The sequence below is a fragment of the Mycobacterium avium subsp. avium genome (assembly GCF_009741445.1).
GTDB classification, from domain to species: Bacteria; Actinomycetota; Actinomycetes; order Mycobacteriales; family Mycobacteriaceae; genus Mycobacterium; species Mycobacterium avium.
This window is the reverse complement of the sequence record NZ_CP046507.1, coordinates 2,875,443-2,902,226: the sequence shown is the minus strand read 5'-3', so window position 1 is coordinate 2,902,226 and position 26,784 is coordinate 2,875,443. Positions and strand designations below refer to the sequence as shown.

At 67.4% G+C, this 26,784-nt stretch carries 22 protein-coding genes and 2 pseudogenes; 11 read left to right on the top strand and 13 right to left on the bottom strand.

Annotated features, from left to right (window positions below):
• Window positions 1-88: 88 nt before the first annotated feature.
• The 4 genes and pseudogenes from MAA44156_RS13380 to MAA44156_RS13365 form a co-directional block, all read right to left on the bottom strand.
• Entirely contained in the window at window positions 89-520 is a 432-nt protein-coding gene (locus MAA44156_RS13380; RefSeq protein WP_009975835.1) for a DUF6262 family protein, read from the bottom strand.
• Window positions 510-2,741 (bottom strand): tyrosine-type recombinase/integrase, encoded by a 2,232-nt coding sequence (locus tag MAA44156_RS13375; protein WP_031351936.1) that lies wholly within the window; start codon window positions 2,739-2,741, stop codon window positions 510-512. Before MAA44156_RS13375 ends, MAA44156_RS13380 begins: the two co-directional genes overlap by 11 nt.
• Window positions 2,738-3,844 (bottom strand): site-specific integrase, encoded by a 1,107-nt coding sequence (locus MAA44156_RS13370; RefSeq protein ID WP_029248429.1) that lies wholly within the window; start codon window positions 3,842-3,844, stop codon window positions 2,738-2,740. The genes MAA44156_RS13375 and MAA44156_RS13370 overlap by 4 nt, the downstream gene beginning before the upstream one ends.
• A 122-nt stretch (window positions 3,845-3,966) precedes the next feature.
• Window positions 3,967-4,986: pseudogene (locus tag MAA44156_RS13365) on the bottom strand (IS256-like element IS1601 family transposase); the annotation flags it as partial.
• Window positions 4,987-5,328: 342 nt separating this feature from the next.
• Here MAA44156_RS13365 and MAA44156_RS13360 point away from each other — a divergent pair.
• From MAA44156_RS13360 to istB, 3 genes and pseudogenes are all read left to right on the top strand, one after another.
• Window positions 5,329-6,492, top strand: coding sequence for a hypothetical protein (locus MAA44156_RS13360; RefSeq protein ID WP_134799965.1), 1,164 nt, complete (start codon window positions 5,329-5,331; stop codon window positions 6,490-6,492).
• 494 nt (window positions 6,493-6,986) lie between these two features.
• A pseudogene (gene istA / locus MAA44156_RS13355) lies at window positions 6,987-8,487 on the top strand (IS21-like element ISMav1 family transposase).
• A complete protein-coding gene (gene istB, locus MAA44156_RS13350) occupies window positions 8,484-9,278 on the top strand; it encodes an IS21-like element IS1612/ISMav1 family helper ATPase IstB (RefSeq protein ID WP_009979999.1) in 795 nt (264 codons plus the stop codon). Before istA ends, istB begins: the two are co-directional and overlap by 4 nt.
• Before the next feature lie 396 nt (window positions 9,279-9,674).
• Here the strand turns inward: istB and MAA44156_RS13345 are convergent, their stop codons facing one another.
• The 6 genes from MAA44156_RS13345 to MAA44156_RS13320 form a co-directional block, all read right to left on the bottom strand.
• A complete protein-coding gene (locus MAA44156_RS13345) occupies window positions 9,675-10,106 on the bottom strand; it encodes a hypothetical protein (protein WP_023884193.1) in 432 nt (143 codons plus the stop codon).
• 70 nt (window positions 10,107-10,176) lie between these two features.
• Window positions 10,177-11,673: a class I adenylate-forming enzyme family protein gene (locus tag MAA44156_RS13340; RefSeq protein ID WP_009975847.1), complete on the bottom strand. Its 1,497-nt coding sequence runs from the start codon at window positions 11,671-11,673 to the stop codon at window positions 10,177-10,179.
• Entirely contained in the window at window positions 11,670-12,605 is a 936-nt protein-coding gene (locus MAA44156_RS13335) for an acyl-CoA dehydrogenase family protein (RefSeq protein ID WP_009975849.1), read from the bottom strand. The genes MAA44156_RS13340 and MAA44156_RS13335 overlap by 4 nt, the downstream gene beginning before the upstream one ends.
• Window positions 12,602-13,759: an acyl-CoA dehydrogenase family protein gene (locus MAA44156_RS13330; RefSeq protein WP_009975850.1), complete on the bottom strand. Its 1,158-nt coding sequence runs from the start codon at window positions 13,757-13,759 to the stop codon at window positions 12,602-12,604. Before MAA44156_RS13330 ends, MAA44156_RS13335 begins: the two co-directional genes overlap by 4 nt.
• On the bottom strand, window positions 13,756-14,853 hold the full coding sequence (locus MAA44156_RS13325) for an acyl-CoA dehydrogenase family protein (protein WP_009975851.1): 1,098 nt from the start codon (window positions 14,851-14,853) through the stop codon (window positions 13,756-13,758). Before MAA44156_RS13325 ends, MAA44156_RS13330 begins: the two co-directional genes overlap by 4 nt.
• Before the next feature lie 26 nt (window positions 14,854-14,879).
• Entirely contained in the window at window positions 14,880-15,950 is a 1,071-nt protein-coding gene (locus tag MAA44156_RS13320; protein WP_009975852.1) for an acyl-CoA dehydrogenase family protein, read from the bottom strand.
• A 79-nt stretch (window positions 15,951-16,029) separates the two neighbouring features.
• Between MAA44156_RS13320 and MAA44156_RS13315 the strand changes: the two genes are divergently transcribed.
• Entirely contained in the window at window positions 16,030-16,881 is an 852-nt protein-coding gene (locus MAA44156_RS13315) for an LLM class flavin-dependent oxidoreductase (protein WP_023879831.1), read from the top strand.
• A 3-nt stretch (window positions 16,882-16,884) separates the two neighbouring features.
• On the opposite strand, the gene MAA44156_RS13310 is transcribed toward MAA44156_RS13315, so the two are convergent.
• Together MAA44156_RS13310 and MAA44156_RS13305 are read right to left on the bottom strand one after the other, a co-directional pair.
• Window positions 16,885-17,601, bottom strand: coding sequence for an SDR family oxidoreductase (locus tag MAA44156_RS13310; protein WP_009975855.1), 717 nt, complete (start codon window positions 17,599-17,601; stop codon window positions 16,885-16,887).
• Window positions 17,602-17,620: 19 nt separating this feature from the next.
• On the bottom strand, window positions 17,621-18,442 hold the full coding sequence (locus MAA44156_RS13305) for a FadR/GntR family transcriptional regulator (RefSeq protein WP_003873121.1): 822 nt from the start codon (window positions 18,440-18,442) through the stop codon (window positions 17,621-17,623).
• A gap of 95 nt (window positions 18,443-18,537) precedes the next feature.
• Here MAA44156_RS13305 and MAA44156_RS13300 point away from each other — a divergent pair, with 95 nt between their 5' ends.
• Complete coding sequence (locus MAA44156_RS13300; RefSeq protein ID WP_009975857.1) at window positions 18,538-20,958, top strand: CaiB/BaiF CoA-transferase family protein; 2,421 nt, start codon at window positions 18,538-18,540, stop codon at window positions 20,956-20,958.
• A gap of 19 nt (window positions 20,959-20,977) precedes the next feature.
• The gene (locus tag MAA44156_RS13295; RefSeq protein WP_009975858.1) at window positions 20,978-21,169 is read left to right on the top strand and encodes a ferredoxin; all 192 of its coding nucleotides are present in this window, start codon (window positions 20,978-20,980) and stop codon (window positions 21,167-21,169) included.
• A 1-nt stretch (window position 21,170) separates the two neighbouring features.
• Here MAA44156_RS13295 and MAA44156_RS13290 read toward each other — a convergent pair whose 3' ends face one another.
• Complete coding sequence (locus tag MAA44156_RS13290; protein ID WP_009975859.1) at window positions 21,171-22,466, bottom strand: cytochrome P450; 1,296 nt, start codon at window positions 22,464-22,466, stop codon at window positions 21,171-21,173.
• 96 nt (window positions 22,467-22,562) lie between these two features.
• Between MAA44156_RS13290 and MAA44156_RS13285 the strand changes: the two genes are divergently transcribed.
• The 5 genes from MAA44156_RS13285 (at window position 22,563) to MAA44156_RS13265 (ending at window position 26,720) form a co-directional block, all read left to right on the top strand.
• Window positions 22,563-23,690 carry an aromatic ring-hydroxylating oxygenase subunit alpha gene (locus MAA44156_RS13285; protein WP_011724265.1) on the top strand — a complete coding sequence of 376 codons (1,128 nt, stop codon included), beginning with the start codon at window positions 22,563-22,565 and terminating at the stop codon, window positions 23,688-23,690.
• Window positions 23,690-25,255, top strand: coding sequence for an AMP-binding protein (locus MAA44156_RS13280; RefSeq protein ID WP_009975862.1), 1,566 nt, complete (start codon window positions 23,690-23,692; stop codon window positions 25,253-25,255). Before MAA44156_RS13285 ends, MAA44156_RS13280 begins: the two co-directional genes overlap by 1 nt.
• 61 nt (window positions 25,256-25,316) lie before the next feature.
• Window positions 25,317-25,742, top strand: a complete 426-nt coding sequence (locus MAA44156_RS13275; RefSeq protein ID WP_009975863.1) for a nuclear transport factor 2 family protein — start codon at window positions 25,317-25,319, stop codon at window positions 25,740-25,742.
• 13 nt (window positions 25,743-25,755) lie between these two features.
• Window positions 25,756-26,286, top strand: a complete 531-nt coding sequence (locus tag MAA44156_RS13270) for a MaoC family dehydratase (RefSeq protein ID WP_009975865.1) — start codon at window positions 25,756-25,758, stop codon at window positions 26,284-26,286.
• A complete protein-coding gene (locus tag MAA44156_RS13265; RefSeq protein ID WP_009975866.1) occupies window positions 26,283-26,720 on the top strand; it encodes a MaoC family dehydratase in 438 nt (145 codons plus the stop codon). Before MAA44156_RS13270 ends, MAA44156_RS13265 begins: the two co-directional genes overlap by 4 nt.
• Window positions 26,721-26,784: the final 64 nt, after the last annotated feature.

The window sequence follows — 26,784 nt, the reverse complement described above, 5'->3', positions numbered from 1 at the left end:
AGCACTGTGTGCGATAGCTGTTGTGACCTGCAGGTTTGTGTCGTGGAGGGTGTCCATGACGCGGCTGGAGATCGATATCGGTTGGCGGTCAGCATGGCCCGATCGTTACCGAATCGTGATGCGTCCGTTCATGGTGTCTTCCGGTGTCGTCGCGGAGTTGGCCAAGGGCGCACGCGAGTTGGCGGCGTAGCCGCCGGTTCTCATCGGCGAGTTCGTGGTTGCGGCGGTTGGCGATTTCGAGGCGCTGCCGCAGGGAGTCGTCGCTGGCGCGTTGTCGGGCAGGTAACGGTGTGCTTGGCTCGGGCCGGTGCTGGGCGCGGAGCCGGCAGATCTCGTCTTTGAGGTCGATTTGGGTGTAGATCCACGAGCGGGAGACACCGGCATGGCGGGCGACGGATTCGAAGGTGAGCACGGCGCCGGTCCGGTCGAGTTCGTGCATCGCCGCGATCGCCTTGGCGCGGGTGTGTTCGTGCCGCTGCTGGGCCGCCCGGATGAGGTTGATGCTGTTGTCAGCCCGCATGTTTGGCCTTCCCTGGTTCTGAATCGTTGAGGGCGGTGATGATGGTGTCCAGGTTGTGCAGGACTTGACGGTTCATCTCGGCCAGACGTTGTTGGCCGCGGGCTTCGGCGGCGGTGATCAGCTGCAGAGTCTGTTGCCGCTGCTGGTGGTGCTGGGGCAGGAACTCGGCGGTGGTGAGGAACATCGGGCAGGTCAGGCAGGCGTTGGCGTGCGGGCAGCTCTGCTGCACCGGCAGTCCGCAGTAGCCGTTGGGTAGGGCCTGGGTGGCTCGGCCGAGGCGCTGTTTGGCCCAGGCGGCCTCCGCGATCGGCCCGGACGGGTCGAAAATGATTGTGGCGCCGTGGATGTCGACCTTTCGAGCTGCCTCCCACTGACGGCGCACGGTGGTGTCGTGCAGGCGGGCGTAGTGCCCGGTCATCTGCGCGGAGTCATGGTCGAGGATGCGTCGCACGACCTCTTGCGGGACGTCGCGGTTGATCAGCCGGGTGCCCAGGGTATGGCGCCACTGGTGCGGGGTGAGGTGCACCGGCTGGCCGTGCTCGTCGCGGATGTCGCAGACGGACAGCCAGCGCAACAGCGCCATCCGGTAGGTGGGACTCGCGATCGGGTGGGTGCCGTCAATGTTCTTCGTCGGCCGTGGGAACAACACCGGCGTGCCTGCCGGCCAACGCTGGGAGGTGTGGTTGCGATGTTCGGCGATGAGTTCGCGCAACTGCTCGTCGATGGGCACCAACGCGTCGCGTTTCATCTTGTGGTTGAGGTAGCGCAGATACGGTGCGCCTTCGGCATCGGCGACCACACAATCGCTGCGCAGCCGCAGCGCATCAGTGATCCGTAGCCCGCAACGCATCAAGATGATCGTGATCAACCGGTGAGCGGGGTCGGCGTATCGGGCAAGGTTGTCGGGATCCTCGAGCTGGGTCATGACCTGTTCGGCCAGTGCCCGAGGCAACCGTTCATCGCGTTTGGGGTAGTCCTCGGCGAAGAACATCGCGTCTGCGGGAAGGTCTGTGTCCCAACGGTGTTGGCGGACGGTAGCGAAGAATCGGTTGAGCAGCCCGATATGGGTCCCGCGGCGTTGGGCACCGATGGAGTCGCTGCGCAGGTTGGCCAAATAGCGCTCCAGCACCGGCCGGTTGATCCGGTCGATGCTCTCGACGCCGATGTCGGCGAGGTACCCGGCGAAGCGGGTGAGCGCAACGACCGGCCTGCCGCCGCCGGCTTCCAGACCCAATCCGGTCGATAGCCGCCACCGGACCCACCGCTTGGCCAGATCCCGCAGCCACGGCTGCGGAATACCGTCGAAGCGCAGCGTGCGGTCTCCGTCGTAGCCGAGCCGGCGCATGCGCCAGACTTCGCGCGGGTATTCGGCGTCCCAGCCGCCGGCCTCGGCCAGGTCGGCGATCACCCGGGATGCGTAGCTGAGGAATCCACGGGAGCGAGTGTCGTTGATCGTCGACCGAGCCCAGTCATGCCAGGTGTCCTCGTCGTGGTGGAGCAGGGAGCCCACGCCTGCGGCGGCCAGTGCCTTCACCACGCGCATGACCACGTCCGGGGTGAGCTTGCCCTGCCGATCGTCGTGGCGGCGTTGCAGCACGTACTGCAGTTCCAGCTTCAGCTGACCGATCAGCCGGTCGAGCCGTATCTGCTCACTGGCCAACGGGGCTTCGGCGGCGAAGCGGTCGGCGAACACGTCGATGTCGGGTCTGCCGTTGACCTTCCAGGTGTTGGTGTGGGTTTGGCAGAACGCAGACGTGCCCTGCGGCCAGAGCTCGCAGTGCGGAATCCGGCAGGTCACCCCGGCCGCTGGTTGCTTGAACGGCTGCGGTTCGGCCAGCCATCCGGCCAGGCTGGGGCGCCCGGCGCGTTCCCATCGTTGCGCGTGCAGCCCGCACATGCCGCCACGGGCAGAGCCGTAACCGCAACCGGGCACCCGGCAGCGCTGGTTGGGTTGTCGCCGCCGCCACCGCGGATCGGTCGACACGACAAACTGCTCCACCGACGGGCGTCCTTCGTCGTCCCACCGTTGCCGATGTCCTTCACACAGGCCGCGTCCGCGGGCGGTTCGCCCGCACCCCTCAACCCGGCACTCGGCTCCACCAAACACCGGATCATCGGCACCGAATTCCAGTACATCGCTGCGGAATTCGCTGCGGACCTCGGCCATCAGCTTGCCGATTAGCCCCGACGGGCCGGCGGGCTTCAGCGACGGCGTGCTCATAGCCGCACCTGCCCATCGGTGAACCAGCCTGCCTGTTCCATGACCCGCCGAGCGTCCTCCACGGTGAGGTGCCCATACGTCGTGGTCGTCGTCGCCACGTGCGCATGTCCGAGCAGGTGCGCGACCACCTCGATGCTGACTCCGTCGCGCAGCAGCCGGGTTGCGGCCGTGTGTCGCAGCCAGTGCGGGTCGAAGTCGATCCCGGTCCGCCGGCGCAGCCTCCGCACCAGGTCGTAGACCGCAGCGTAGGTCAGCGGATGCCCCTGCGGGCGGCCCCACAGGTTGACGAACACGTAGTCGCTGTCCAGATCGCCGTACTCGCTGTGAAGGTAGTCGGCGAACAATCGGATCAACGCGCTGCTGACTGGGATCGTGCGGACGGTCTGTGACTTGGCGCGCGCGCCATTGGCGTTATCGCGTCGCCGCACCGTCACCTCATGCTCGGCAGCGGCGATGTCGTTGTGCCGCAAACCAAGTGCCTCACCGATCCGCATCCCGGTGTCGTAGAGCACGGCGAACAGCAATCGGTCCCGCAGCCGACCGCAACCATCCAGGATCGCCTGCACCTCGTCCGGTGAGAGCACCCGCGGCAGCTTCTTCGGCGCCTTCAACGCGATCACCCGCCGCGACCTCGGCGCGCCCTTGCTGATGTGGTGCAAAAACGGCTTCCAACCACCGCGCGCGCCGCCGACCTGCCACGAGGTCAGCAGAGCGCTGACATCCAGCCCATCTCGTGCGGCGTGGGTGTAAAACGCCCCGACCGCCGAAAGCTTGCGGTTCACAGTAGATTCCGTGCAGTGATGCGGCACCGACGGCAACACCGCAACCTGCCCATGCCGGGCCCGCAGCGGCAGCCGCAGCCAGGCCACGAACTCACCTACGTCATCAAGCCGCACCGCCCGCCAGTCCAGCCCACGCTCGGCGAGAAAACCGAACCAGTCCTTGAGATCGTGCGCGTACGCCTTGACCGTGTTCGGTGATCGCTCGATATCGGTCAGATACGCCAGATACCGGTCAACCGCTGCTACCGGAGCGTCGTCGTCGCCGAGAACGGTCCACGACTCACGCAACGAGACCGGCGAGATAACTCGTGCAATCTGCATCGCCCCTCCGCAGGCTCTTGCCTCCTGGACGACTGCAGATAAACACGTCCACCACGCAGAACCTGGGACCTCAACGCCTCGTGTCGGACATCAAGGACACCGCCTGCAGGACTCCAGATAACTGCGGGGTTGTTGGACCAGATCTGGGACCAGACATCTTTGGGGAATGCAGTGAAGGCCAGGATATCTTCGCGGGCGGTGGCCAGGTGGTCGGCCACGGCGGGCAGTTTGTCGGTGACGTAGTCGATGAGCCGGTCGAACTGCGCGGCCACCGCGGGGGCATCGGGTTGGTCGTAGACGCTGTGCAGCATCGCTTTGACCGCCGGCCACATGCTCTTGGGGCAGATGCTCATCAGGTTGGCCGCGTAGTGTGTGCGACACCGCTGCCAGGCCGCTCCGGGCAGGTTGGCCGCGATCGCCTCGCGCAGCCCGGCGTGGGCGTCGCTGGTGACCAGGCGTACGCCGGCCAGCCCGCGGGCGACGAGGTCGGCGAAGAACTCGTTCCAGGCCGGGCCGGTCTCGCTGGTGACCACCCGCATGCCCAGGACTTCGCGGTGTCCGTCACCGTTGACGCCAGTGGCCAGCAGCACGACCCCGTTGACCACGCGGCCGCCTTCGCGGACCTTCATCGTCAACGCATCAGCGGCGACGAAGGTGAACGGGCCAGCAGAATCGAGTGGGCGGTGACGGAACGCCTCGACGTGCTCGTCGAGGTCGGTGGCCATGCGGCTGACCTGCGATTTACTCAGTGAGTCGATGCCCAGGGTCTTGACCAGCTTGTCCATCCGCCGCGTGGAGACGCCGGCCAGGTAGCAGTCGGCGACCACGGTGATCAGCGCGGATTCGGCCCGCTTGCGGCGTTCGAGCAGCCAGTCGGGAAAGTAGGTTCCCTTGCGCAGCTTCGGGACTGCGACATCGATGGTGCCCACCCTGGTGTCCAGGCCGCGGTGGCGATACCCGTTGCGCTGCGCTCGCCGTCCCGGGGTGGGCTGGCCCCATTCGGCGCCCACGACGGCATCAGCATCCGCCGACAGCAGAGCGTTGATCACGGTCTGCAGCAGGGAGCGCATCAGATCAGGTGAGGCTTCGGCCAGGGCCTCGCCAAGAAGGCCGGCAGGGTCGACAACGTGGGGTGCGGTCATCGTGGGACTCCTCGAGGATTCTGTGGAAGGTTGACTCGAAGGATCACGCGGTGGCCGCTTTACGTCCATCACCGACACGATGACGAACCCAGCAACCGCGCTACACCACTATGCGGGACTCAACTGAGGGCACCATTCCCAACCTTGTCGCAAGTTCGGGCCCTCGACACTAAGTATCTGACGAGAGCTGCCGACTTTTGGTCCCGCAGCGCCAGCTTGTGGGAGCAGACATTTACCGAAATCAACGACAGGATGTTGGCCCCGAGAGGCGTCGCATGGAAGGGGCAGGCCGCAGTTGCGGCTCAAGCTCGTGCCTACCGTGACGTGATTAGTGTTCGTGCAGTGGCCGACCAACTGCACCAAGCTGCCGCGATCGCTCTTCGAGGCGACGAGCAGTTGCAGGCGTGCAGGGAAGGAGTCCTAGATGCCGTAGTTGCTGCAGAGTCAGATGGCTTTGACGTCGGCGAGGAATATTCGGTGGCGGATCGTTCAAAAGGTGGGCCGGCCAACTTCCGTTCGAGTCGACAAGCTCTGGCTGAGGAACACGCCAGCTTCATCCGCCATCGGCTCGCGGCATTGATCGCGACGGATCAGCAACTTGCGTCTAAGATCGCCGCCACTACGAAATGCGTGGACACCCTAACATTCGAGGGCTCTTCAGGGCGCGGCGACACTATTGCCGGTGATAATACTGATCACGGTATCCAGCTCGTCGACAACAAGACTCGAAAAGACTCGCCTCAGCCTGTGCCACCAGACCCGCAGCCAGGTCCCCTGCCGCCGGTAAACAACGGCGACGATGTCAGAAATATCTTGGATCCATTGCAGAATGGGGGAAAACGAGGGCGCTACGGAGTCGGCACGAATCCGGGCGTCAAAGAGCTGTGGGATAGATCCAGTATTAAACGGATGTGGGATTATCTCACGCGTAACGCCGCTGATAGCCCGGGACGGCCGGGTTATGACGGCGTAACGCGGGTCCTCCCAGACGGCACTGAAATAGGTTTACGTCAGAGCGGTAAAGGTTGGGGCGACACTATCGATGTCTGGTATCCCGACGGGTCGGACAAGAAACTCCATGTTCCTTATGCTCCGCCAGTGATTAACTCTCCACCGCAGATTCCGGCTGTTGGTCAGCCTGTGCCATTGCCAGGCTCTCCACCGCAGGTTGGAGGACCACCGCCTGTCGCCTTCCCTCCAACGCAAGTGGTTGATCCGGCCAGGCTGCCGCCATGGCTGCAGGATCCGTCGCCGCCGGGCTTTCATGTCACACCGGCCACGCCGCTTCCGATAGCGCCATTAGATACTCCGGACACGCCGACGTTGGCACCATCCGCGACCCCAGGATTGGCATCATCGTCCGGCGGAGCGTCTCCTTTATCCAACTTCGCTCACGACCTAGCGGATGCCGGCAAGAAGGCTGGTGAGGGACTTTTAGCCGGCATCGTAATTCTTGGCAGCATCCTCGCTGGTGGTGCATCGCCTGGTGGACAGTTTGCCCGGTGAGTACAACACCACAGTTTGATGAGCAGCGCCTGATGTCGGCTGCGTCGTTACCTGACCTCATCTGCGGACGAGTAAGTCAGTTTGAGTGCCTTCCGGTTACGGGTGCACTCGATCTCGGAGACATTCGTATTCCACCGCGCTGGCACTTAGCCGCCCCCGGAGATGAAGCCGAGCAGCCTGTTCGATGCATCGTCACGGGCCATAGGTTGCGTGGTGGCTGGCAAGCTTGCGACACCGTCGCGGCGTTCACATTCTCTGGCGTCGTACCGCTCGAGGTCATGGTTGACAACGCAGATTGCACGCTGCGCGACCTCGGTGCCGTGTCCATGGCCATGAGAAAGTCCCCATCTGTGGCCAGTAGGAAGTCCCCACTGGTGGCCAGGTAGAAGTCCCCACTCCTTTGCGGGCTCGTCGTGTCTTTTCCGGGAGCTGAGGGCCTGGGCGGTGACGGTGATAGCGCCAACTGTCACTTGATCACCGCCCAGGGAGCTCTATTGAAGTCTGCAAGGGAGCGTATGAACATCATTTCGGCGTATCACCAGGTCGGGTCGTATCGCGGCGCGGCCGAGCTGTGCGGTACTACGCACAAGACGGTCAAGCGGGTCATCGAGCGGGCCGAGGCCGGTGGCGCGCCCCCGCGGGAACCACGGCCACGCAACCTCGACGCGTTCACCGATCTAGTCGCCACCCGAGTCGAGAAATCACACGGCAAGATGTCGGCGAAGCGGATGCTGCCGATCGCCCGAGCTGCCGGGTATCAGGGCTCGGCCCGTAACTTCCGCCGCCTGGTAGCCGAGCAGAAAGTATTGTGGCGCAACGCTAACCGGCATCAACGCCGTCCGGCGGTCTGGTCACCCGGTGACTATCTGGTGATGGATTGGGCCGAAGCTGCACCGGGGTTGATGGTGTTCTGCGCGGTGCTGGCCTATTCGCGGTGGCGGTTTGTGCGGTTCGCCGCCGACGAGAAAGCCTCGACCACGCTGGCGATGATCGCCGAAGCCCTCGAGGCGATCGGTGGGGTTCCGGCCAAGATCCTGGCCGACCGGATGGGCTGCCTCAAAGGTGGTGTCGTCGCCAATGTTGTTGTTCCAACACCGGATTATGTGCGATTCGCGTCCCACTATGGCTTCGTTCCGGACTTCTGCCACGGTGCGGATCCGCAATCGAAGGGCATCGTGGAGAACCTCTGTGGCTACGCTCAGGACGACCTTGCGGTGCCGCTGCTGACCGAAGCTGCGTTAGCCGGTGAGCAGGTCGACCTACGTGCCCTCAACGCCCAGGCGCAACTATGGTGCGCCGAGGTCAATGCCACGGTCCACTCGGAGATCTGCGCCGTGCCCAACGATCGCTTGGTTGACGAGCGCACCGTCTTGAGGGAGCTGCCCTCGCTGCGGCCGACGATCGGCTCGGGGTCGGTGCGCCGTAAGGTCGACGGCCTCTCGTGCATCCGTTACGGCTCAGCTCGTTACTCGGTGCCTCAGCGGCTCGTCGGTGCCACCGTGGCGGTGGTGGTCGATCATGGCGCCCTGATCCTGTTGGAACCTGCGACCGGTGTGATCGTGGCCGAGCACGAGCTCGTCAGCCCAGGTGAGGTGTCCATCCTCGATGAACACTACGACGGACCCAGACCCGCACCCTCGCGTGGTCCTCGCCCGAAAAACCCAAGCAGAGAAACGATTCTGCGCATTGGGAACCGAAGCGCAGCAGTTCCTCGTCGGTGCTGCTGCGATCGGCAACACCCGACTGAAATCCGAACTCGACATTCTGCTCGGCCTTGGCGCCGCCCACGGCGAACAGGCTTTGATTGACGCGCTGCGCCGGGCGGTTGCGTTTCGCCGGTTCCGCGCTGCCGACGTGCGCTCGATCCTGGCCGCCGGCGCCGGCACCCCACAACCCCGCCCCGCCGGCGACGCACTCGTGCTCGATCTGCCCACCGTCGAGACCCGCTCGTTGGAGGCCTACAAGATCAACACCACCGACGGGACGGCCTCATGACCACCGCTGCCAAGCCGGTGGCACCGTCCTCGGCGGCACCGCTGGCTGCTGACCTTGACGCGGCGCTGCGGCGGTTGAAGCTGGCCACGGTGCGCCGCAACGCCGCCGAGGTGTTGCAAGTCGCCAAGACGCAACGCTGGACACCGGAGGAGATCCTGCGGACGTTGGTTGAGGCCGAGATCGCTGCCCGCGATGCCTCCAACACCGCCAACCGTCTCAAGGCCGCAGCCTTCCCGGTCACCAAGACCCTCGACGGGTTCGACGTCACCGGATCGTCGATCACCGCAGCCACGTTCGACTACCTGTCGAGCCTGGAATGGATTCGGGCACAACAGAACCTGGCGGTCATTGGCCCACCTGGTACGGGCAAAAGTCACCTGCTCATCGGCTGCGGGCACGCTGCCGTCCACGCCGGATTCAAAGTCCGCTACTTCACCGCCGCCGACCTGATCGAGGTCCTCTACCGCGGCCTGGCCGACAACACCGTCGGCAAGATCATCGACACCCTGCTCCGCGCGGATCTGGTCATCTTGGACGAGATCGGCTTCGCCCCGCTCGACGACACCGGGACTCAACTGTTGTTCCGGCTCGTGGCTGCCGGCTACGAGCGCCGCTCCCTGGCCATCGCCTCGCATTGGCCCTTCGAACAATGGGGGCGATTCCTGCCCGAGCACACCACCGCCGCCAGCATCCTCGATCGGCTGCTGCACCACGCCAGCATCGTCGTCACCTCCGGCGAGTCCTACCGGATGCGCCACGCCGACCACAAGAAGGGAGCCGCCAAGAATTAGCCAACCACCCGCAGCGGAGTGGGGACTTCTGCTGGCCACCAGCGGGGACTTCTACTTGGCCATTGACATGCCGCGGGCGTGAGTTCCCGGGCGGTTGTCGCATCTACGATTCCTGGGGTTGCTGGGATGCGTAGTGCCGGGTACTTTACGGCTCTCGGATTGCGAATATGGGGCCAATTCACGACGTACATCGCTGATTCGCGGTGCCTTGAGATGGGGCGGCTCATTCAACACAGCCTTTTTGTCGCTACCCAGCGACGGACGCAGCTGAGGACAGATATCCGATATTTGAGCGATGCCATCGCGAAGTCATTCGGCGACCTGGTCGACGGCCATCACTGACGCGTAGACAATGGCGGGTTGTCGAAGAAAACTGATCGCATTTCGAGGCGCTACTTAGTCGGCGTGGTATCGCTCGAGCGCCAGCTTCTCGCCTTTATCGGTGAGATTGAGCCAACACATTGTTCGCCAGCCCCACGTATCGTCAAAATTTCTGACGTAAGCCTCCTCGATCTTGGCCATTGCCGCTTCGAGCGGCAGGTCCCAAGGTTCGAAATGTGGAGTTTGCTTGCTGCCAGCGGCTGACCCGAGGATGAACAGACCCTCGGAGACTAGATCGCGAATCATGTTCAGCGTGAGTTGCTGCACCTTCTCCAGCGGTCGTGCCGGGCCGATCGGCGCAAGGAAGGAGGAATGCACATTGCTGAGGGAGATCCAGTCCTGCAATCCTTCAATTAGCAGACCCTCTTTGACGGTGTCATATTCAGCCGCAGCATTCATCGCCGACGTTTCCTTCCTGCGCTGGAGCCGCTGGCAGCATTCTTCCATGCGCCACGGTCACATGTTTGGGCTCGATGAGCAACGACAGTTGAGAGCGATCGGCCGTTGCAGGGGCCGGTCAGCCGCCCCGGGCCGCGATCATCGCCGAGCGGTTGACCTTGGTCGCCGCCGTGCGCGGGATGGCGTCGACGAATTCGACGGTCTTGGGCGCCTTGTAGGGGGCCAGCCGGCCCTTGGCGTAGTCGATCACCTGCTGCTCGGTCAGCGACGCGCCGTCGGCGCGCTGGACCACCGCATGCACCCGGCGCCCCCACTGCGGGTCGGCCAGCCCGATCACGACGACGTCGGCGATTGCGGGATGGCCGGCCAGGGCGGACTCGACTTCGGCCGGAAACACGTTGGCGCCGCCGCTGATGATCATGTCGACCCGGCGGTCGACGATGTAGAGGTAGCCGTCCTCGTCGAGGTGGCCGATGTCCCCGGCGGAGCGGAAGCCGTCCTCGGTCGACGGCAGCGGGGGCGCCCCACCCAGGTAGCGGTACCCCGCGCTCATCGGCGCCCGCAGGTACACGTCGCCGTCCTCGCCGGGGCCCAGCGGTCGCTGCTGGGAGTCGAGGATGCGGATCTCGGTGTCGCGGAAACCACGCCCGACGCTGCCCGGGTGTTCGAGCCACTCGTCGCCGCGCAGCGCGGTCAGCCCCAGGTTTTCGGTCATGCCGTAGGCCATCACGATCTGCTCGGGGGACAGCAGCTCGAACCAGGTGTGCAGCAGCGATGGCGGCATCACCGCGGCCCCCTGCAGAATGAACACGATGCTGGACAGGTCGCGCTGCCGGACATCGGGCCGGGCTGCGATGCGGGCCAGCATGGTGGGTGTGGCGGTGAAGTTGGTGATCCGGAAGCGCTCGATCACGTCGAGAACCAATGCGGCATCGAACTTTTCGAGGATCACCAGATGGTCGCCGCCCAGCAGCATGAGCAGCGGGGCGAAGCCGTTGGTGTGATACATCGGTGCGGGCACCATGATGGTCTGCGGCTGGGCCACCGGCGTCCAGTTCGACAGGAACGGCTCACCGTGCTGCGGGATCCACAGCGAGGGCGCCAGGTTGAGGATCACCTTGGGCACCCCGGTGGAGCCGCTGCTGCAGATGCCGTTGGCGGTGGGGGAGACGGCGACCGGCACGGCGGCCTCGGACTCGCCGGCCGCGCGCGCCTCGAGCCCCCAGCGGTTCGTTTCGTCGACGACGACGGCGGGGTTGATCACCTCGCGCACCCGGTCGCGTTCCCACTCGGGAAGATCCCAATGCATGGGCACGGGCACCGCGCCGATCTTCCAGCACCCCAGCGTGGCCAGCACCAGATGCTGCGAGTTGGGAATGGCAAGTGCGACAAGCGAACCCGTTTGGGCGCCGGTGGCGGCCAGGGCCCGGCCCCACTGGTTGGCGCGGGCGTCGAGCTCGGCGAACGTCAGCGAGGTGGCGGTGCCGTCGAGCGCGACGACGGTCACCGCCGTGTCGTCGCCGCGTTGCTCGGCGAGCTGTTGCAGCTTGGCGCCGAACGGGATTCCGTCGGCTAACGGGTTGGCCGCCAGTTCGGCCGGCGCCGACTCGGTCATGCCGACACCGGCTCGCTGAACAGCGTCTCGAAGGCGCCGTCGGCCACGCTGGGGATCAGCCGCAGCGCGAGTTCCTCGGTGCTCAGCGGCAGCCGGATCAGCGGCTGAGTGTGCCGGTCGAGCACGCTGACGTCGGACTCGTCGCAGAATCCCAACGCTCCGAGCAACTGGTGGGAGGTGCGCATGACCTGCCGCGCGGTGTCGGCGGCCTTGAGCCGAAGCACCAGCGCGTCGGCCGAATAGACTTGCGCCGGAAGCGTTTTCGGCCGACAGATGGTGTACTTCGCGAGTTCATGCAGGCCGCGGACCATGACGGCGGCATCGGCGACGGCGAACCTGACGGCCTGAAAGTCCGCCAGCGGCTTGCCGAACTGGATGCGGGCCTGCACGTGGTCGGTGACAATGCGCAGCGACTGTTGCACCGCGCCCAGGATGCGCCACGCCCCCAGCACCAGGTGCAGATTGACGTCGGCGCCGGGCACGGTCCCCTCCGGGGCGCTCACGGTGGCCGGCACCAGGAAGGGGCCGAGTTTGGCGCCCGTCCGCGATCCCGGCCGCGGACGGTAGCGATTGCCGTCGATGTCGGCGGCGATCCAGTCGCCGGCCAGGTCGCCGTGGTCGATGCGGGGGGCGGCGGGGTTCACCAGGGTCAGTCGCGCGCCGTCGATCGCCAGCAGCTCCTCGACCAGCGGGTAGGGCAGCGCGGCGGCCCCCGCGGCCTGGCACAGCACCGCGGCGGCCAGCAGATCGTCGGGCGCCGTGCGCACGTCGAGATCGAAGGCGCCCACCTCGGCCAGCGCGGTGCGGGCCGCCTCTCGCACGGTGTCGTCGGTCTCGGCGCGCAGCGCCGCCGGCGGCCCGCCCAATCGGGTGAACCGTTTGGCGGCGACCGTGGCGAAGTCGCTGATATCTTGCGGCAGATCGGTTTTCACCGGTGCCCTCCCAGTACGTCTCGGGCCACCAACATCTTCTGCACCTCGATGGTGCCCGATGCGACGGTGGCTGCCTGTGCGTAACGCCAATGATCTTCGATGGCCCCGTGCAGCGGCGCGCCGGACCCGGCATCCAGCGCGGTCGGGCCCAGCACGTCGAACAACAGCTCGGCGACCTGCTGATCGCACGTGGTGGTGGCGATGCGGGCGGCGCTGGCCGCTGCCCCGGCGGCCGGGTCGTCCTGCAGCGACACGGCGCGATAGGCCAGCAGCCGGGCGACCCGCAGGTCGACGAGCGCGCGCACCCAGCGGGCCCGGATCGATTCGGGCAGTTGCTCCCACTCGTCACCGAGCAGGCCGCGCATCCGCTCCAGCAGTGACTCGCAGCGCGCGTAGCGCGCGATCCCCACCCGTTCGTAGGCCAGCGCCTCGCGCATCACCCGCCAGCCGTCGCCGACCTCGCCCAGCACGTCGCCGGGATACGCCGGGACGTCGTCGAGGAGCATCTCGTTGAGGTGATGCGGCCCCAGCATGGACGGGATCGGCCGGACGGTGAACCCGGGCCGGTCCATCGGTATCAGAAAAAGCGTGAGCCGCTTGTGTTTTGGCGCGTCGGGGTCGGTGCAGGCCGCCAGCACGCACCACGATGCCATCAGCGCGTACGACGTCCACACCTTCTGGCCGGTGATCCGCCAACCGTCACCGTCGGCGACGGCGCGGGTGCGCAACGACACCAGATCGGTGCCGGCCTCCGGCTCGGAGAATCCCTGGCACCAGATCACGTCGCCGGCGGCGATGGCCGCCAGGTGCTTGGCCTTCTGTTCCTCGGTGCCGTACCGCATCAGGGCCGGCCCGACCCAGTTGATGCCCATGTACTGCGGGCCGCGCGGCTCGTGCTGGGCCCACATCTCCTCGCGCAGCACGGTCTGCTGCCAGACCGAACCACCGCCGCCGCCATGCTCTTTCGGCCACGCAAGGGCCAGCAGCCCCTCGGCGGCCAGCAGTTTGCAGAACGTCTCGGTGGTGGCGAGGTCCTGCGGGTTCTCCGTGCAGGCGCCCAGGAAGTCGGCGGGAATGTGGTTGGCGACCAGCTCGCGCAGGTGGCTTCGCAGTTGGGCGGCGTCGTCGCCGAGGTCGTAGTCCATGGTCGTCATCCCTTCGGCAGCCCGAGCAGCCGCTCGGCGATGATGTTGCGCTGCACCTCCGACGTTCCGCCGTAGATGGTCGCGGCCAGCGCGTCCTGACGTTCGAACAGCAGATCGGGGTCGGTGGCCGAATCGGGGCCCGCGGCGGCCGCCGCGAGTTCCCAAACACGTTGCAGGGTAAGCGATCCCAGCAGCTTCATGGTGTCGGCTTCGGGGCTGGGCCGGCCCGCGAGTTCGTTGGCCAGGGCCCGATACCCGGTGGCGCGCAGTGCTTCGGCGTCGGCCAGCAGGGAACCGAGCGCGGTGTGGATGTCGTGGCCCGGCCCCACGCCGTTGGCGGTCCGCACCGCGTCGAGTCCGCGGTTGATCTCGACCCAGTTCATGATCCAGATCATCTGGCGTTCGTGGTGCAGCGACGACAGCGCGACGTCCCAGCCGCCGTGCAGCGGCCCCAACAGGTTTACCGCCGGCACCTCGACGTCGTCGAGGAACACCTCGCAGAATGTTTCGTCGGAGATCGACGCCATCCGGATGGGTTCGATCCGCACCCCGGGCGAATGCAGATCCAGGATGAGGCAGGAGATGCCGTGGTGCTTGGGCGCCTCGGGATCGGTGCGGGCATACAGCGTGCACCAGCGCGACTCGTGAGCCTGGGTGGTCCAGATCTTGTGGCCGTTGACCCGGAACACGTCGCCGTCCCGCACGGCGCGGGTGCGCAGACCGGCGAAGTCCGAGCCGGCTTCCGGTTCGGACATGCCCAGCGCCCACCACTCGTCACCGCGCAGCAGCGGCACCAGCAGCCGCTCGATCTGGGCGGGCGTGCCGAACTGGCGGATGCCGGGGGCGGCGACGTTGGGGCCGGCGATGTTGGGCAGCTTGGGCGCCGAGCGCAGGGCCGCCTCCAGCCGGATCTCCATCGCGTCGCGCAGGCCCAGCGACCGGCCGCCGTGCTCGCGCGGCCAGGTCGGCTGGATCCACCCGGCCTCGAACGCGGCCCGCTGATAATCGCGGCGCAGCGTGAGGTCCCAGCGGTACCGCCGGTAGTTCTCGTAATAGTCATTCGGCAGGAACGCCGCCAGCCAGGCCGCGAACTCGGAGACCACCTCGGATCGAGTGCTTACCCCGCTCGTCACGCCGCGCCTCCGCAGAACCGGCGGCCCACCTCGTGGTAGAGCGCGCGGCTGTCGCCCAGCAGGGCGGCGGTCTGCCAGGCGTGCCGGACATAGAGATGCGCGTCGTGCTCCCAGGTCTGCCCGAGCGCGCCGTGCACCTGGACCGCGGTGCGCGCGCAACCGGTGGCCGCCTCACCGGCCGCCGCCTTGGCCAGGGCCGCCGCGGTCCACGCATCGCCGGGCGCCGTGCCGGGATCGGCGAGCCGGGCCGCCGCGGCGTAGGTGAGGCTGCGGGCGCGTTCCACGCTGACGTAGTTGTCGGCCAGCGCATGTTTGACGCCCTGGAACGCGCCGATCGGCTTGCCGAATTGGCGGCGCGTCTTGGCGTGCTCGACGGAGCGGCGCAGCGCCGCGCCGGCCACCCCCACCAGGTCGGCGGCGCACGCCACCCACGGCGCCGGCAGCGCCGACTCGAGGTCGACCGGCGCCACCGCGACCGGCTCGGCGTCGATCTCCACCCCGGCCAACGGCTGGGCGGGATCGGTGCACTCGGCCGCGGGCAGCGCGGTGACCCCGTCGCCGCACCGGGCGACCGCGGCCACCGTGCCGCCGTCGTCGGTTCGGGCCAGCGTGACGAGAAGCTCCGCGCGCGCCAGGTTGGGCACCGCGACCGCGCGACCGCGCAGCCGCCCCTGCCGCAGCGTCATCGGCACCCCGGGCAGCCGGGACTTTTCGGCGTGGACGGCCACGGTGGCGACGGCGCCGCCGGCGATGTCGGCCAGGACCCCGTCGAGGCCGCTGCCGCGCAACAGCCCGGCGGCCAGACCGACGCTGCACAACAACGGGATCGGCGCGATGGCGGCACCACACTCCTCGAGAACCACGACCAGTTCCATCGGTCCGTAGTCGCCGGCGTTCGCGGCGGCCAGCTCAGTCCAGCCCAGGTCGACGACCGTCTTCCACAGGGCGCGCCAACGCTCCGGATCGGTGATCGCTTGCCGGGCGGCATCGGGCGGACATTCCGTCCGTAATATGTCGCGCACGGCGTCGCGCAGCGACAACTGCTCCGAGTTCAGTCCGACATCCATAAGACCTCTAACATAGTAAAAATAATAAACTAGCCGGGCGGGTGCAATCGCACCGAATCTCACGCTTGAGGTGGCGCGCATGGTCGAGTGGTATCTGTTCCTGCCCCAGGTCCGGTTGTCGGCCGCCGACATCGCGGAACGGGCGCGCCGCGCCGAGGCCAGTGGTTTCGACGGCATCGCCTTCATCGATCACCTGGAAGCGCCCGGACTTCGGGACGAAAACATCTGGGAGGCAATGGGCATCGCCACCTGGGTGGCGGCCAAGACCGAGCGGCTGCGGATCGGCCACCTGGTGCTGTGCGACGCGTTCCGGCATCCCGCGGTGCTGGCCAAACAGGCGGTCACGCTGTCCGAGGCGTCGGAGGGAAGATTCGAGTTGGGCCTGGGTGCCGGATCCTGGCCGGCCGAATTCGCCAGATTCGATGTCGGCCAGCAGGATCCGAAGGCCAGGGTGGCCCAGCTCGCGCGGCACCTCGAACTCATCAAGCGGTACTGGGGCGACGACGGGCGCGGCGAGGCGCAGGCCCCGCGACGCTCGCATCCGATACCGCTGGTGCTGGGCGGAAGCGGCCCGCGGATGATGGAACTTGTTCGCACTCATGCGGATTGGTGGAATCTGCCGGCCAACAAGCTCGACAAGTTGCCGGCGCTGGCGCCGGCCGCGGGCAGCGCCCGGCTGTCCATTCAGCAGATGGTGGGCTTCGTCCGTGCCGGCCAGGATCCCGAAAAGGTGCGCGAGGTGAGCACCCGGCGCTTCGGCAACTTGGGGTCCGGTTTGGTCTGCGGGGACGCCGACGAACTCATCGGGCACTTCAGCGGCCTGGCCGCCCAACGCGTCGAGCGGTTCTACGTGTGGTTCGCCGACTTCGCCGCCCCGGATTCGCTGCGCGAGTTCGGCGAATCGGTGATCACGGCCTTCCCGGCCCGGTGAGCGTCAACCCCGTTGCGCGCGGCGGCGGGCCTCGGTGGGCACCACCGGCGGGCGGGCGAACGGGCCGCGCTGGACGGCGGACAACCGGATCTCGGGCAGATCGACCGACGGGTCGACGGTGTCCAGAAAGACGACCGCCTCGGCGACGTCGGACACCGCGATCGCATACATCTCGAACGGCACGTCCTGCAGCATCTCGGTGGCCACCGGGCCCGGCGTGACGAGGTGCACGCTGATCCCGTCGCGGTCGACCTCGAGCGCCAGCGCCCGCGCGAACGCATTCATGCCGGCCTTCGACGCGGAGTAGGCGGTGCGGGCCGGCATCGGTTCGTGCGCCGCCGAGGATGAGATGAACACCAGCCGGGAGCCGGCTTTCATCTTGGGCAGCACCGCCGAGGTCACCACGAAGCACGAATCCAGGTTGGCCGAGATGATGGCCCGCCACTGCTCGAAGGTCTGCTTGCGCGCGTAGGTTCCGCCCAGCGCGCCCGCCGCGTGGACGACGAGGTCGACCGTCTCCAATGTGCGTAGGGCAGCGGGGAATCCGATCGGATCGGAGGCATCGGCCACGACGTGGCGGGCACCGATCTCCTCGGCCGCCGCGCGCAACGGGGCTTCGCGGCGGGCGCACAGCAACACGTCGTAGCCGCGTTCGACCAGCTTGCGAGCGCACCCCTTACCGATCCCGCCGCTGCCACCGGTGACCAATGCGGTTCGCATGAGGATCGCAGGCCGCCCTTCAGGAGCGCCGGAGGTCCCGCGGCCGCGCCAGCGCCTGCGGGGAGAACGCGTGAATCCGTTGATCGGGCTGACCGGAGAGCACGTAGGTCTGGGTGTCGGCCAGATGCCGGCCGGCGATCCGGCGGGCGCGGTCGACGTTGCCCTCGGCGATGGTCTCGGTCAGCTTGACGTGGGTGTTGAGCACCGCGCGGCGCTGCGCGAGCGAGGGGTAGGTGCCGCGGGAGGAGCTCTCGTCGGCCCACTGCCTTTCGTGACTGGTCCACAGCGTCTCCAGGCTGCCGACCACCGCGATGATGGTGTGGTTTCCGCAGCCGCGGACCACGAGATCGTGGAATTGGCGGCCGATTTCGGTGAACAGCCGGCCGTCGTCGAGGTGGGTGGCCATCGACTCGTTGATCTTCGTCAGCTCGGGCACCAGCGTGTCCGCCCGGTCCGGTCGCCGCGCGGCCAACGCGGCGCAGGCGGGCTCCAGTTCCTGCAGCGCCATGCCCAGGTCGGCCACCGCCACGGATTCACTCTGCAGCAGCAGGCCCAGCATGTAGGCGGCGCTGGTCTTCGCCGGGGCATGCACGACGGCGCCGCCGCGGTTACCCCGTCGCACCGAAACCAGGCCCTCGGTCTCCAAAATCCGCAACGCCTCGCGCAGCGACACCAGGCTCACGTTGAACTGCTCGACCAGGACCTCCTGGCGCGGCAACAAATCGCCGTCGGCCAGCTCGCCGCTGATGATCTGACGGCGCAGCTCGTCGGCTACGATTTCGGCGATCCGCGGCGCCGACAACCGGCGCCGGGCGTCGGGGCCAATTCCCAAGGCGGTCATCCGATCCTCGAAACGAACAGCAACTCGCTGGCTTAGCTATTTTAACAGTAATGATATAAATAGCTTCCCTGATCGCGCGTCGATCGGAAGGGCGGGTGCACTTGAGCGAGCGGTCCGACAGCCGGCCGACACCGCTACGGGATTTGCGTGTCGTCGAGATCAGCGACCGGATAGCCGGCAGCTACTGCGGCAAGCTGCTGCTCGACGCCGGCGCGCAGGTGCGCAAAATCGAACCGCCGCAAGGGGATTGGCTGCGCCGGTATTCGGCGAGCGGTTCGCCCGTCGCCCCCGGCGCCGACGCGCCGTTTTTCAGCTACCTCAACGCGGGCAAACGCAGCGTGACGTTCGGCTCCGGCGGCGACGACGCGGCGCGGTTTCGCGCCGAACTGGCCGGCGCCGACGTCATCGTCGTCACCGCCGGCCCGTCGCGGGCCGCGGCGCTGGGCATCGACCCGTCCCGACTGCTGCGGCAGTCGCCGCGCGCCATCGTCGTCACCATCTCCGACTTCGGCTGGACCGGCCCCTTCGCGCAGCGGGCCGCCACCGAGTTCACGCTGCAGGCGTGGGCGGGCTCGCCGGGGTTCCGCGGCGACCCGGCCGGGCCGCCGATCGCCATCGGGGGCGATCTGGGCGAGTACATGGGCGGTGTGTTCGCCGCGTTCGGCGTGCTGGCGCTGCGCCGCCGCGTCGAGCGCGGCGGCCCCGGCGAACACCTCGACCTGTCCATGCTGGAGGCGTTGACCGCGATGCAGAGCAGCGAATGGCTGCATTCGCAGTTGCTGCGCGTCCCGCCGATCCTTCGCACCACCGAAGTCCCGTCGATCGAACCCGCCAAGGACGGCTACGTCGGGATCACCATGGTCACCGGTCAGCAGTGGCTCGACTTCGCCGCGATGGTCGAATGCCCGCAATTGGAGGAGATCGAACAGTTGCGGTTCCAGATCGGCCGGTGGCAATACCGCGACCTGATCCGCGAACTGATCCATCCCTGGTTGGCCGAACGCACCGTCGCCGAAATCGTGGAATTGGGGCAGCTTTTCCGGCTGCCGATCGCCGCGCTGGGTAACGGTTCCACCATCCGGGATCTGGAATACGTGCGCGAGCGCGACGTGTTCGTCGAGAATCCCGCGGGTTTCCACCAGCCCCGCCCGCCCTGGCTGATGTCGGCGTGTGCGCCCGCGCCCGTCGGGGACACCCCCGCCGTCGGCGAGGCCGACCGTGAAACACCTTGGCGCCGAGACGATTCCGGTTCCGCCCCGGACCCGACGCTGCCGCCGCTGCCGCTGGCCGGGGTGCGCATCGTCGACCTCACCGCGTTTTGGGCGGGGCCGTCGGCAACACATCTGCTGGCCGCGTTCGGCGCCGACGTGGTCAAGATCGAATCGATCCAGCGCCCCGACGGCATCCGGTATTCCGGTGGCATGCGCACCGATGTGGACGACTGGTGGGAGTACGGCTGGGTGTTCCACGCGATGAACACCAACAAGCGTTCGGTCACACTGGATTTGGGCTCCGAGCAAGGCCGCGGTTTGTTCACCCGGCTGGTCGCCGACGCCGACGTGGTGATCGAGAACTTCTCGCCGCGGGTGATGGACCAGTTCGGGCTGACCGCCGACGTGCTGCTCGACATCAACCCCCGGCTGGTGTTCGCCCGGATGCCCGCGTTCGGCGTCGAGGGCCCCTGGCGGAACCGGGTCGGGTTCGCTCCCACCATGGAACAGGTCGCCGGCCTGGCCTGGATCACCGGGCTGCCCGAGGGTCCGCCGGTCACGCCGCGCGGAGCGTGCGACCCGCTGGCCGGTGTGCACGCCGCGTTCGCCGTGCTGGCCGCGCTCAATTTCGCCGAACGCACCGGCACCGGGCAACTGGTCGAGCTCCCGATGCTCGAAACGGTGCTCAACGCCACCGCGATCCAGGCCATCGAGGCCGAAGTCTTCGGCGTCACGCTGAGCCGCCGGGGCAACCGCGGGCACGGCGCGGCGATCCAGAACATCTATCGCTGCGCCGGAGCCGAACGGGGCAAAGACGATTGGATCGCGGTCAGCGTCGGCGACGACGCGCAGTGGCGGGCGCTGGTGGACGTGATGGATCGGCCCGCGTGGTGTGCGGATCCGGATCTGGCCACCGTGGACGGGCGCCGGCAACGCGCCGACGACATCGACGCCCGGCTGGCGCGGTGGTTCGGCCGGCAGGACCTCGACTCGACGGTGGATCTGCTGGCCGGCGCGGGCATTCCCGCCGCGCCGGTGGTGTCGCCGTCACTGGTCACCGACAACCCGCAACTGCTCGCGCGCGGGTTCTTCGAAGCGCTGCACCATCCCAGCACCGGGGTGGGCCTGTATCCGTGCCCGCCCTTCGCGCTGCTCACCGGCCAGGACAAGTGGCTGCTGCGGCCCCCGCCGAAGCTGGGCGAGCACAATGAAGAGATCCTGCGCGATCGGTGCGGGCTGACCGACGAAGAACTGACCCACCTCGCGGCCGGCGGGGTGATCGGGACCCGACCCAAGGGCCTCTGAGAGAAGTGGAGGGTAGCTGATGCGCGTGACGGTCGACGAAAACCTTTGTGAGGCCAACGGCTTCTGCGAATCGCTCGCGCCCGACGTGTTCGAGTTGGGGGACGCCGACGTGGTGCAGATCGCCGACGTGCCGGTGCCGCCGCGGCTGGAAATCGACGTGCGCGCCGCGGTGGACCAGTGTCCCAAGGCCGCGTTGCGGCTGATCGACTGACCTATCGCCGCCGCAGCGAGATCGGCATCTCGTCGTAGATCGACATGTTGGTGATCAGGTTCGGATAGGCGGCCTTGGCCGGACCGATCTCGATGTCGTCGCAGCGCAGCAATAGCTCGTCGAACACCGCGCGCAGCTCGGCGCGTGCGAGCATGGCGCCCAGGCAGTGGTGCGGCCCGCCGCCGCCGAACGCCACGTGCGGGTTGGGCTGACGGCCGATGTCGAACGTGAACGGGGCGTCGAAGACCTCCTCGTCGCGGTTGGCCGACCGCAGCATCGAGACCACCCGTTCGCCCTTGGCGATGCGCTGGCCGTCCATCTCGACGTCGACCTTGGCGGTGCGGGTCCAGTACGCCACCGGCGACGCCCAGCGCAACACCTCCTCGACGGCCGTCGGCCTCAGCGCCTCGTCGGCGCGATAGCGCTCGACCTGCCCGGGGTTGGCCAGAAACGCCTGCAGCCCGATGGCCAGGGCGTTCTTGGTGGTGTCGCTTCCGGCGAAAGCCAGGACGAAGAAGAAGAATTCGAGTTCGTTGGCGGGCAGCCGGAATTCCTCGCCGTCTTCCCCGGTGATCACCGCGGTCGCGAGCGTGCTCCAGATGTCGCCGGTGGGGTTGCGCCGCTTGTCGGCGGTCAGCTGCATTGCATAGTCGAAGACCGAGGCGAACAGCTCGAGCTCCACCCCGCCGCGCGGGTGCGCATCGGGTGCCAGCGCCTTGAGGATGCGGTCGAACAGGTCGAAGATTCGCGGTCGGTCCCGCTCGGGGATGCCGAGGATGTCGCCGATCACCGTCATCGGCAACGCGTCGGCGACGTCCTCGATCCAGTCGCCGCCGCCGTGGGCGAGCAGGTTGTCGATCATCCGCGCCGCACGCGCCCGGATGCCGTCCTCCAGCTTGGCGATCGCCCGCGGATTGAACGCGTTCGAGATGAGCTTGCGGCGCTTGTTCAGCTCCGGCGGGTCCATGGTGATGATCGTCGGCGACGACGAGAACATGGCGACCGGCTGGATGAGCGGGCCGTCGGCCGCGGTGAACGACTCGGTGTCGCGGTGCAGGCGGACCGCGTGCCGGTGCTTGGTCGCCACCCAGAAATCCCGGTGCACGGTCGCCGCCACGCCCGGGGTGAGGTCGTGGTGAAAAAGCAGCCGGGTGCGGCGCAGCTCGGTGAAGAGCTCGTCGGGAAAGCCGTTGCACCACAAGGAGAAATCCGAAAGGTCGACCGCTGCCGTCGTCATCGCCAAACCCCGTTCTGCCGGATCGTCGCCGCACGCGGCGGTGGCCGCGTTGACGTTCAATGCTTAAAATAGTAAAAATAGACCTGGTCGTCGAACCGCGGTGAGCGCCGGGCGGCGCCCGGCTAGCCTTTGGTCCGGACGGGATACGGAGTGCAAGTGGCGCGTACAGTTTCGGATTCGGCCCCCGATTCGGCCGAGGATCCTTCGGAGCGGGAGTTCGGGCAGGCCGGCATCGCATTGTCGACCTACCGGTTCCCGACGGGCTGGTTCATCGTGGCGTTCGGATCCGACCTGGCCCCCGGCCAGGTCAAGCGCGCGCACTACTTCGGCGAGGAGTTGGTGCTGTTCCGCACCGCGTCGGGGCGGGTGCACGTGATGGACGCCTACTGTCAGCATTTGGGCGCCAACCTCGGCGTCGGCGGCACCGTGGAGGGCGAGAACATCGTCTGCCCCTGGCACGGGTGGCAGTGGCGCGGCGACGGCAGCAACGCGCTGATTCCCTACAGCAAGATCGGCTGCAAGAACAACGTCCGCATCCGCACCTACCCGAGCATGGAGTGGTACGGCTTCGTGCTGGCCTGGCACGAGCGGCACGGCCGGGCCCCGTACTGGCAGCCGCCGGTGCTGCCGGAGCTGGAAACCGGCGAGTACTACCCGCTGCATCCGCACACCCAGATGGTCAACCGGGTCAAGGTGCACCCGCAGATGATCATCGAGAACGCCGCCGACCCCTACCACGTCCAGTACGTGCACAAGGCGGCCAATCCGGCCACCACCGCGTCGTTCGAGGTGTCCGGCTACCACCTGCACGCGACGGTCAACGCGCATTTCGGCGGGGGCCGGGCGCAGACCTGGCTGACGCCGAACGGGCCGGTCGACGCCAAGATCATCTACGACAACTACTCGCTGGGCCTGGGCGTGGTGCGCTTCCCCAGCGAGCTGGTGGCCACCGTCCAGGTCACCGGTCAGACGCCGGTCGACGAGGACTACACCGACTACTTCTACACCCAGGCGTCCGTGCGTGAACCGGGCGACACCGGTGACGTGCCCACCGGACGTGCCGCCCGGTTCCTGGCGCTTCAGAAGGAAGTCATCAAGCAGGACTTCTTCACGTGGGAGAACATGAAGTACCTGGAGAAGCCGAATCTGGCGCCGGAAGAGGCGCACGACTATGCGGCGCTTCGCCGTTGGGCGCACCGGTTCTACCCGGGACCCCAACCCGCCCCGACCGATTTCGGTTACACCGCCGACGGCGAGCCCGACCCGGCAGCCGCGAAGGCCTGATGCGGGCACCGGCCGACTTCGGCGTGGACCGTTTCACCGTGCCCGCCGTGCTGGATCGGCGCGCCGAGCAGCATCCGGACCGGGTGATGATGTCGATCGCCGGTGTCGATGTGACCTTCGCGCAGATGCGGCAGCGGTCCTGCGCGGCGGCGAACATGTTGAGCGACTTGGGTGTTGGGCGCGGCGACCGGGTGGCGCTGTTCTCCGGCACCTGCCCCGAGTGGGTCTACTTCTGGCTGGGCGCGGCGCGGATCGGGGCGGTCAGCGCGGCGATCAACGCCGCGCACAAGGGCGATTTCCTGCTGCACGCCCTGCGGCTGTGCCGGCCCGCGGTGATCTTCACCGACCCCGAACATCGGTCCCGTGCCGAACGAGCGGCCGCCGCGCTCGAGGGCCCCGCACGCATTGTGGTGCAAGGGGATTCGCTGACGGCGACGCTGAGTCGAGCCGCCGACCGCGCACCGGCCGAGGACCGCGGGGACGCGGGCGAGCTGGGCTGCTTGTTCTACACCTCGGGCACCACCGGCCCGTCCAAGGCGGTCGCCACCACCTGGCACTACCTGTTCTCGGTCGCGGCGACCGTCGCGGCGGCCTGGGAGTTCCGCCAGGGCGAGGTGCTGTGGACGGCGATGCCGTTGTTTCATCTCAGCGCGGCGCCCAGCGTGCTGGCACCCATGCTGGTCGGCGCAACCACGGTGCTGGCGGCGGCTTTTCATCCCCGCGAGGTGTGGGACGACATCCGCGCGCACGGCGCCGTCGGATTCGCCGGAGCCGGGGCGATGGTGTCGATGCTGCAGAACCTGCCTGCCGATCCGGGCGACGCGCGGCTGCCCTTGCGGTTCATCTCCGCCGCGCCGATCGATGCGAGGTCCTACCGCGACATCGAAAAGCGTTACGGCTGCCGCATTGTCACGATGTACGGGATGACCGAGGCGTTTCCGATCGCCGTCAAGGCGCTGGCCGACGCCGGCATCCCGGGCACCTCGGGCCGGCCGAATCCCGATTTCGAGGTGCGAATCCTCGACGCGCACGGGAATTCACTGCCTCCCGACACGGTGGGTGAGATCGCTTGTCGCCCCAGACATCCGCACGTCATGAGCGAGGGGTACATCGGCGACGACCTGGCGGTGCGGCCGCACCCGGAATGGTTTCGCACCGGCGATCTCGGTCGGCTGGATCGCGACCAGAACCTGACATACGTGGACCGCATCAAAGACGCGTTGCGCCGGCGCGGCGAGAACATCTCCTCGGTCGAGGTGGAGACGGTGGTCATGGGTCACCCCGCGGTGGCCGAGGCCGCCGCCGTCGGCGTGCCCGGCGAACTGGGCGAGGACGACGTGTTGGTGGTCGTGACCCTGCGGCCGGGCGCCACCCTGGATTGCGCGGAGTTGCTCGACTTCTGCGCGGACCGGATGCCGTACTTCTGTGTGCCGAGATATGTGGAAACGGTGCCTGAACTCCCGAAGAACGCCATCGGCCGAATACGTAAAGATTTGTTGCGCGCCCGAGGATTAACGACGAACGTCTGGGATCGGGAGAAGCATGGCTATGTCGTCCGGCGCTAAGTAGAGTTAGCGTCAACCGCGCAGTTCGCCGTCGGGTTTCCCGGAGAGGGTTCACAAGCAGATGTCCCTGACCTATCAACAAGAACAGTTTCTTCAGGCCGCGACGAGCCGAGCCGCCATCCTGAACCTGAACGCCCGGCACGATCGGGCCTATTCGGACGGCGACCGCGATGGCTGGATCGCCACCTTCCGCCACTCCGGCGCGAGCTACACCCGCGACGGAGAGGCGTTCACCGATCTGCGCGCCGCGTTCGACGGCGGCGACGACCAGCGCCTGGTCACCGTCGATCACGAGATCCACGTCGACGGGGTGACCGCGACGCAGCAGTGCGTCGCCGTGTTGTTCGCGGCCATGTTCGGTGACGCGGCGCTGCGGGCCACCGGGGTGTTCCGCGACGAGCTGATCTACGAGCGGGGCGGCTGGTATTTCACTTCCCGTGCCTTGCAGTGGGATTCGGTACCGAGTCGGCACCCGCTCGTCATGTGAGCGGCGCCGGCACGTGGATCAGGACTTCGGCCGGCGGCTGGCCTTCGGGACCTATGAAGACGCGCTGCGCATGGTCGGCGCGAAGGGCGAACCCCGCGCCGCGGGCACGGCGGTCAGCGCCGCGCGCATCCAGCTGTTCGCCGCGATGGTCCGCGACGGCAACCGCTCGTACTGGGATTCCGCGTTCGCCCAACGCCATTGGGGAGGACTGCTGGCGCCGCCGGCGCTGTTGATGGGCTGGCTGATAGCACCGCCCTGGCAGCCCGACGGCCGGCCATCCGCCTCATTGATCGCCCTGCGGGTGCCGCTGCCGGGCACCACGTTCATCAACGCGGCCAACGAGGTCGAGTTCCCCCACCCCATCGTCGAGGGCGACGTGCTGACCGTGGTCGACGAGCTGGTGTCGGTGTCACCGGAGAAGCGGACCCGGCTGGGCGTCGGCCACTTCGTCGAGACGCTGGAGACCTATCGGCGCCAGGACGGCACGGTGGTCGCCACCTCGCGGAACACGTTGTTCCGCTTCACCCCGGGGCCGTCGTCGTGACCGGTGCGGGCGTGGACTGGAGCCGGCTCAGCGTCCCCGCCGAGCTGCCGGAAGTGGTCGACCACATCAGCTACCAGCGGGTGGTGGAAAACGCCGGAGCGACGTGGGACTACTTTCCCGGCCATTTCGATCCGGATTACGCTCGGGCTCAAGGCAATCCGACGATCTATGTCAACGCGATGCACCTGGCCGGCTTCGCCGACCGGGTCGCCACCGAGTGGGCGGGCCCACGCAGCCGGGTGGTGCGCCGCGCGATGCGGCTGGCCGGGCCGATATATGCCGGCGACACCATGATCGGGCGCGGCCGGGCGGTCGCCAAGCGCCGCGACACCTCGGTGGATCCGCCGAGATGCCTGGTCGACATCGAGATCGAAGTGACCAATCAGCATGGCGCGCTGTGCTGCCCGGTCGAGCTGACCGTGCAGCTGCCCTGACGCGCCGAGCGTGCAGTGGTTGCGAAAAATCCGCCGAATTTTCGCAGTGGTTGCACGCTCGGCG

Bases quoted from the DNA above. Each gene is read 5' to 3' on its own strand.
- MAA44156_RS13380 (WP_009975835.1), bottom strand. From the start codon at position 520: ATGCGGGCTGACAACAGCATCAACCTCATCCGGGCGGCCCAGCAGCGG.
- MAA44156_RS13375 (WP_031351936.1), bottom strand. From the start codon at position 2,741: ATGAGCACGCCGTCGCTGAAGCCCGCCGGCCCGTCGGGGCTAATCGGC.
- MAA44156_RS13370 (WP_029248429.1), bottom strand. From the start codon at position 3,844: ATGCAGATTGCACGAGTTATCTCGCCGGTCTCGTTGCGTGAGTCGTGG.
- istB (WP_009979999.1), top strand. From the start codon at position 8,484: ATGACCACCGCTGCCAAGCCGGTGGCACCGTCCTCGGCGGCACCGCTG.
- MAA44156_RS13345 (WP_023884193.1), bottom strand. From the start codon at position 10,106: ATGGAAGAATGCTGCCAGCGGCTCCAGCGCAGGAAGGAAACGTCGGCG.
- MAA44156_RS13340 (WP_009975847.1), bottom strand. From the start codon at position 11,673: ATGACCGAGTCGGCGCCGGCCGAACTGGCGGCCAACCCGTTAGCCGAC.
- MAA44156_RS13330 (WP_009975850.1), bottom strand. From the start codon at position 13,759: ATGACGACCATGGACTACGACCTCGGCGACGACGCCGCCCAACTGCGA.
- MAA44156_RS13320 (WP_009975852.1), bottom strand. From the start codon at position 15,950: ATGGATGTCGGACTGAACTCGGAGCAGTTGTCGCTGCGCGACGCCGTG.
- MAA44156_RS13315 (WP_023879831.1), top strand. From the start codon at position 16,030: ATGGTCGAGTGGTATCTGTTCCTGCCCCAGGTCCGGTTGTCGGCCGCC.
- MAA44156_RS13310 (WP_009975855.1), bottom strand. From the start codon at position 17,601: ATGCGAACCGCATTGGTCACCGGTGGCAGCGGCGGGATCGGTAAGGGG.
- MAA44156_RS13305 (WP_003873121.1), bottom strand. From the start codon at position 18,442: ATGACCGCCTTGGGAATTGGCCCCGACGCCCGGCGCCGGTTGTCGGCG.
- MAA44156_RS13295 (WP_009975858.1), top strand. From the start codon at position 20,978: ATGCGCGTGACGGTCGACGAAAACCTTTGTGAGGCCAACGGCTTCTGC.
- MAA44156_RS13280 (WP_009975862.1), top strand. From the start codon at position 23,690: ATGCGGGCACCGGCCGACTTCGGCGTGGACCGTTTCACCGTGCCCGCC.
- MAA44156_RS13275 (WP_009975863.1), top strand. From the start codon at position 25,317: ATGTCCCTGACCTATCAACAAGAACAGTTTCTTCAGGCCGCGACGAGC.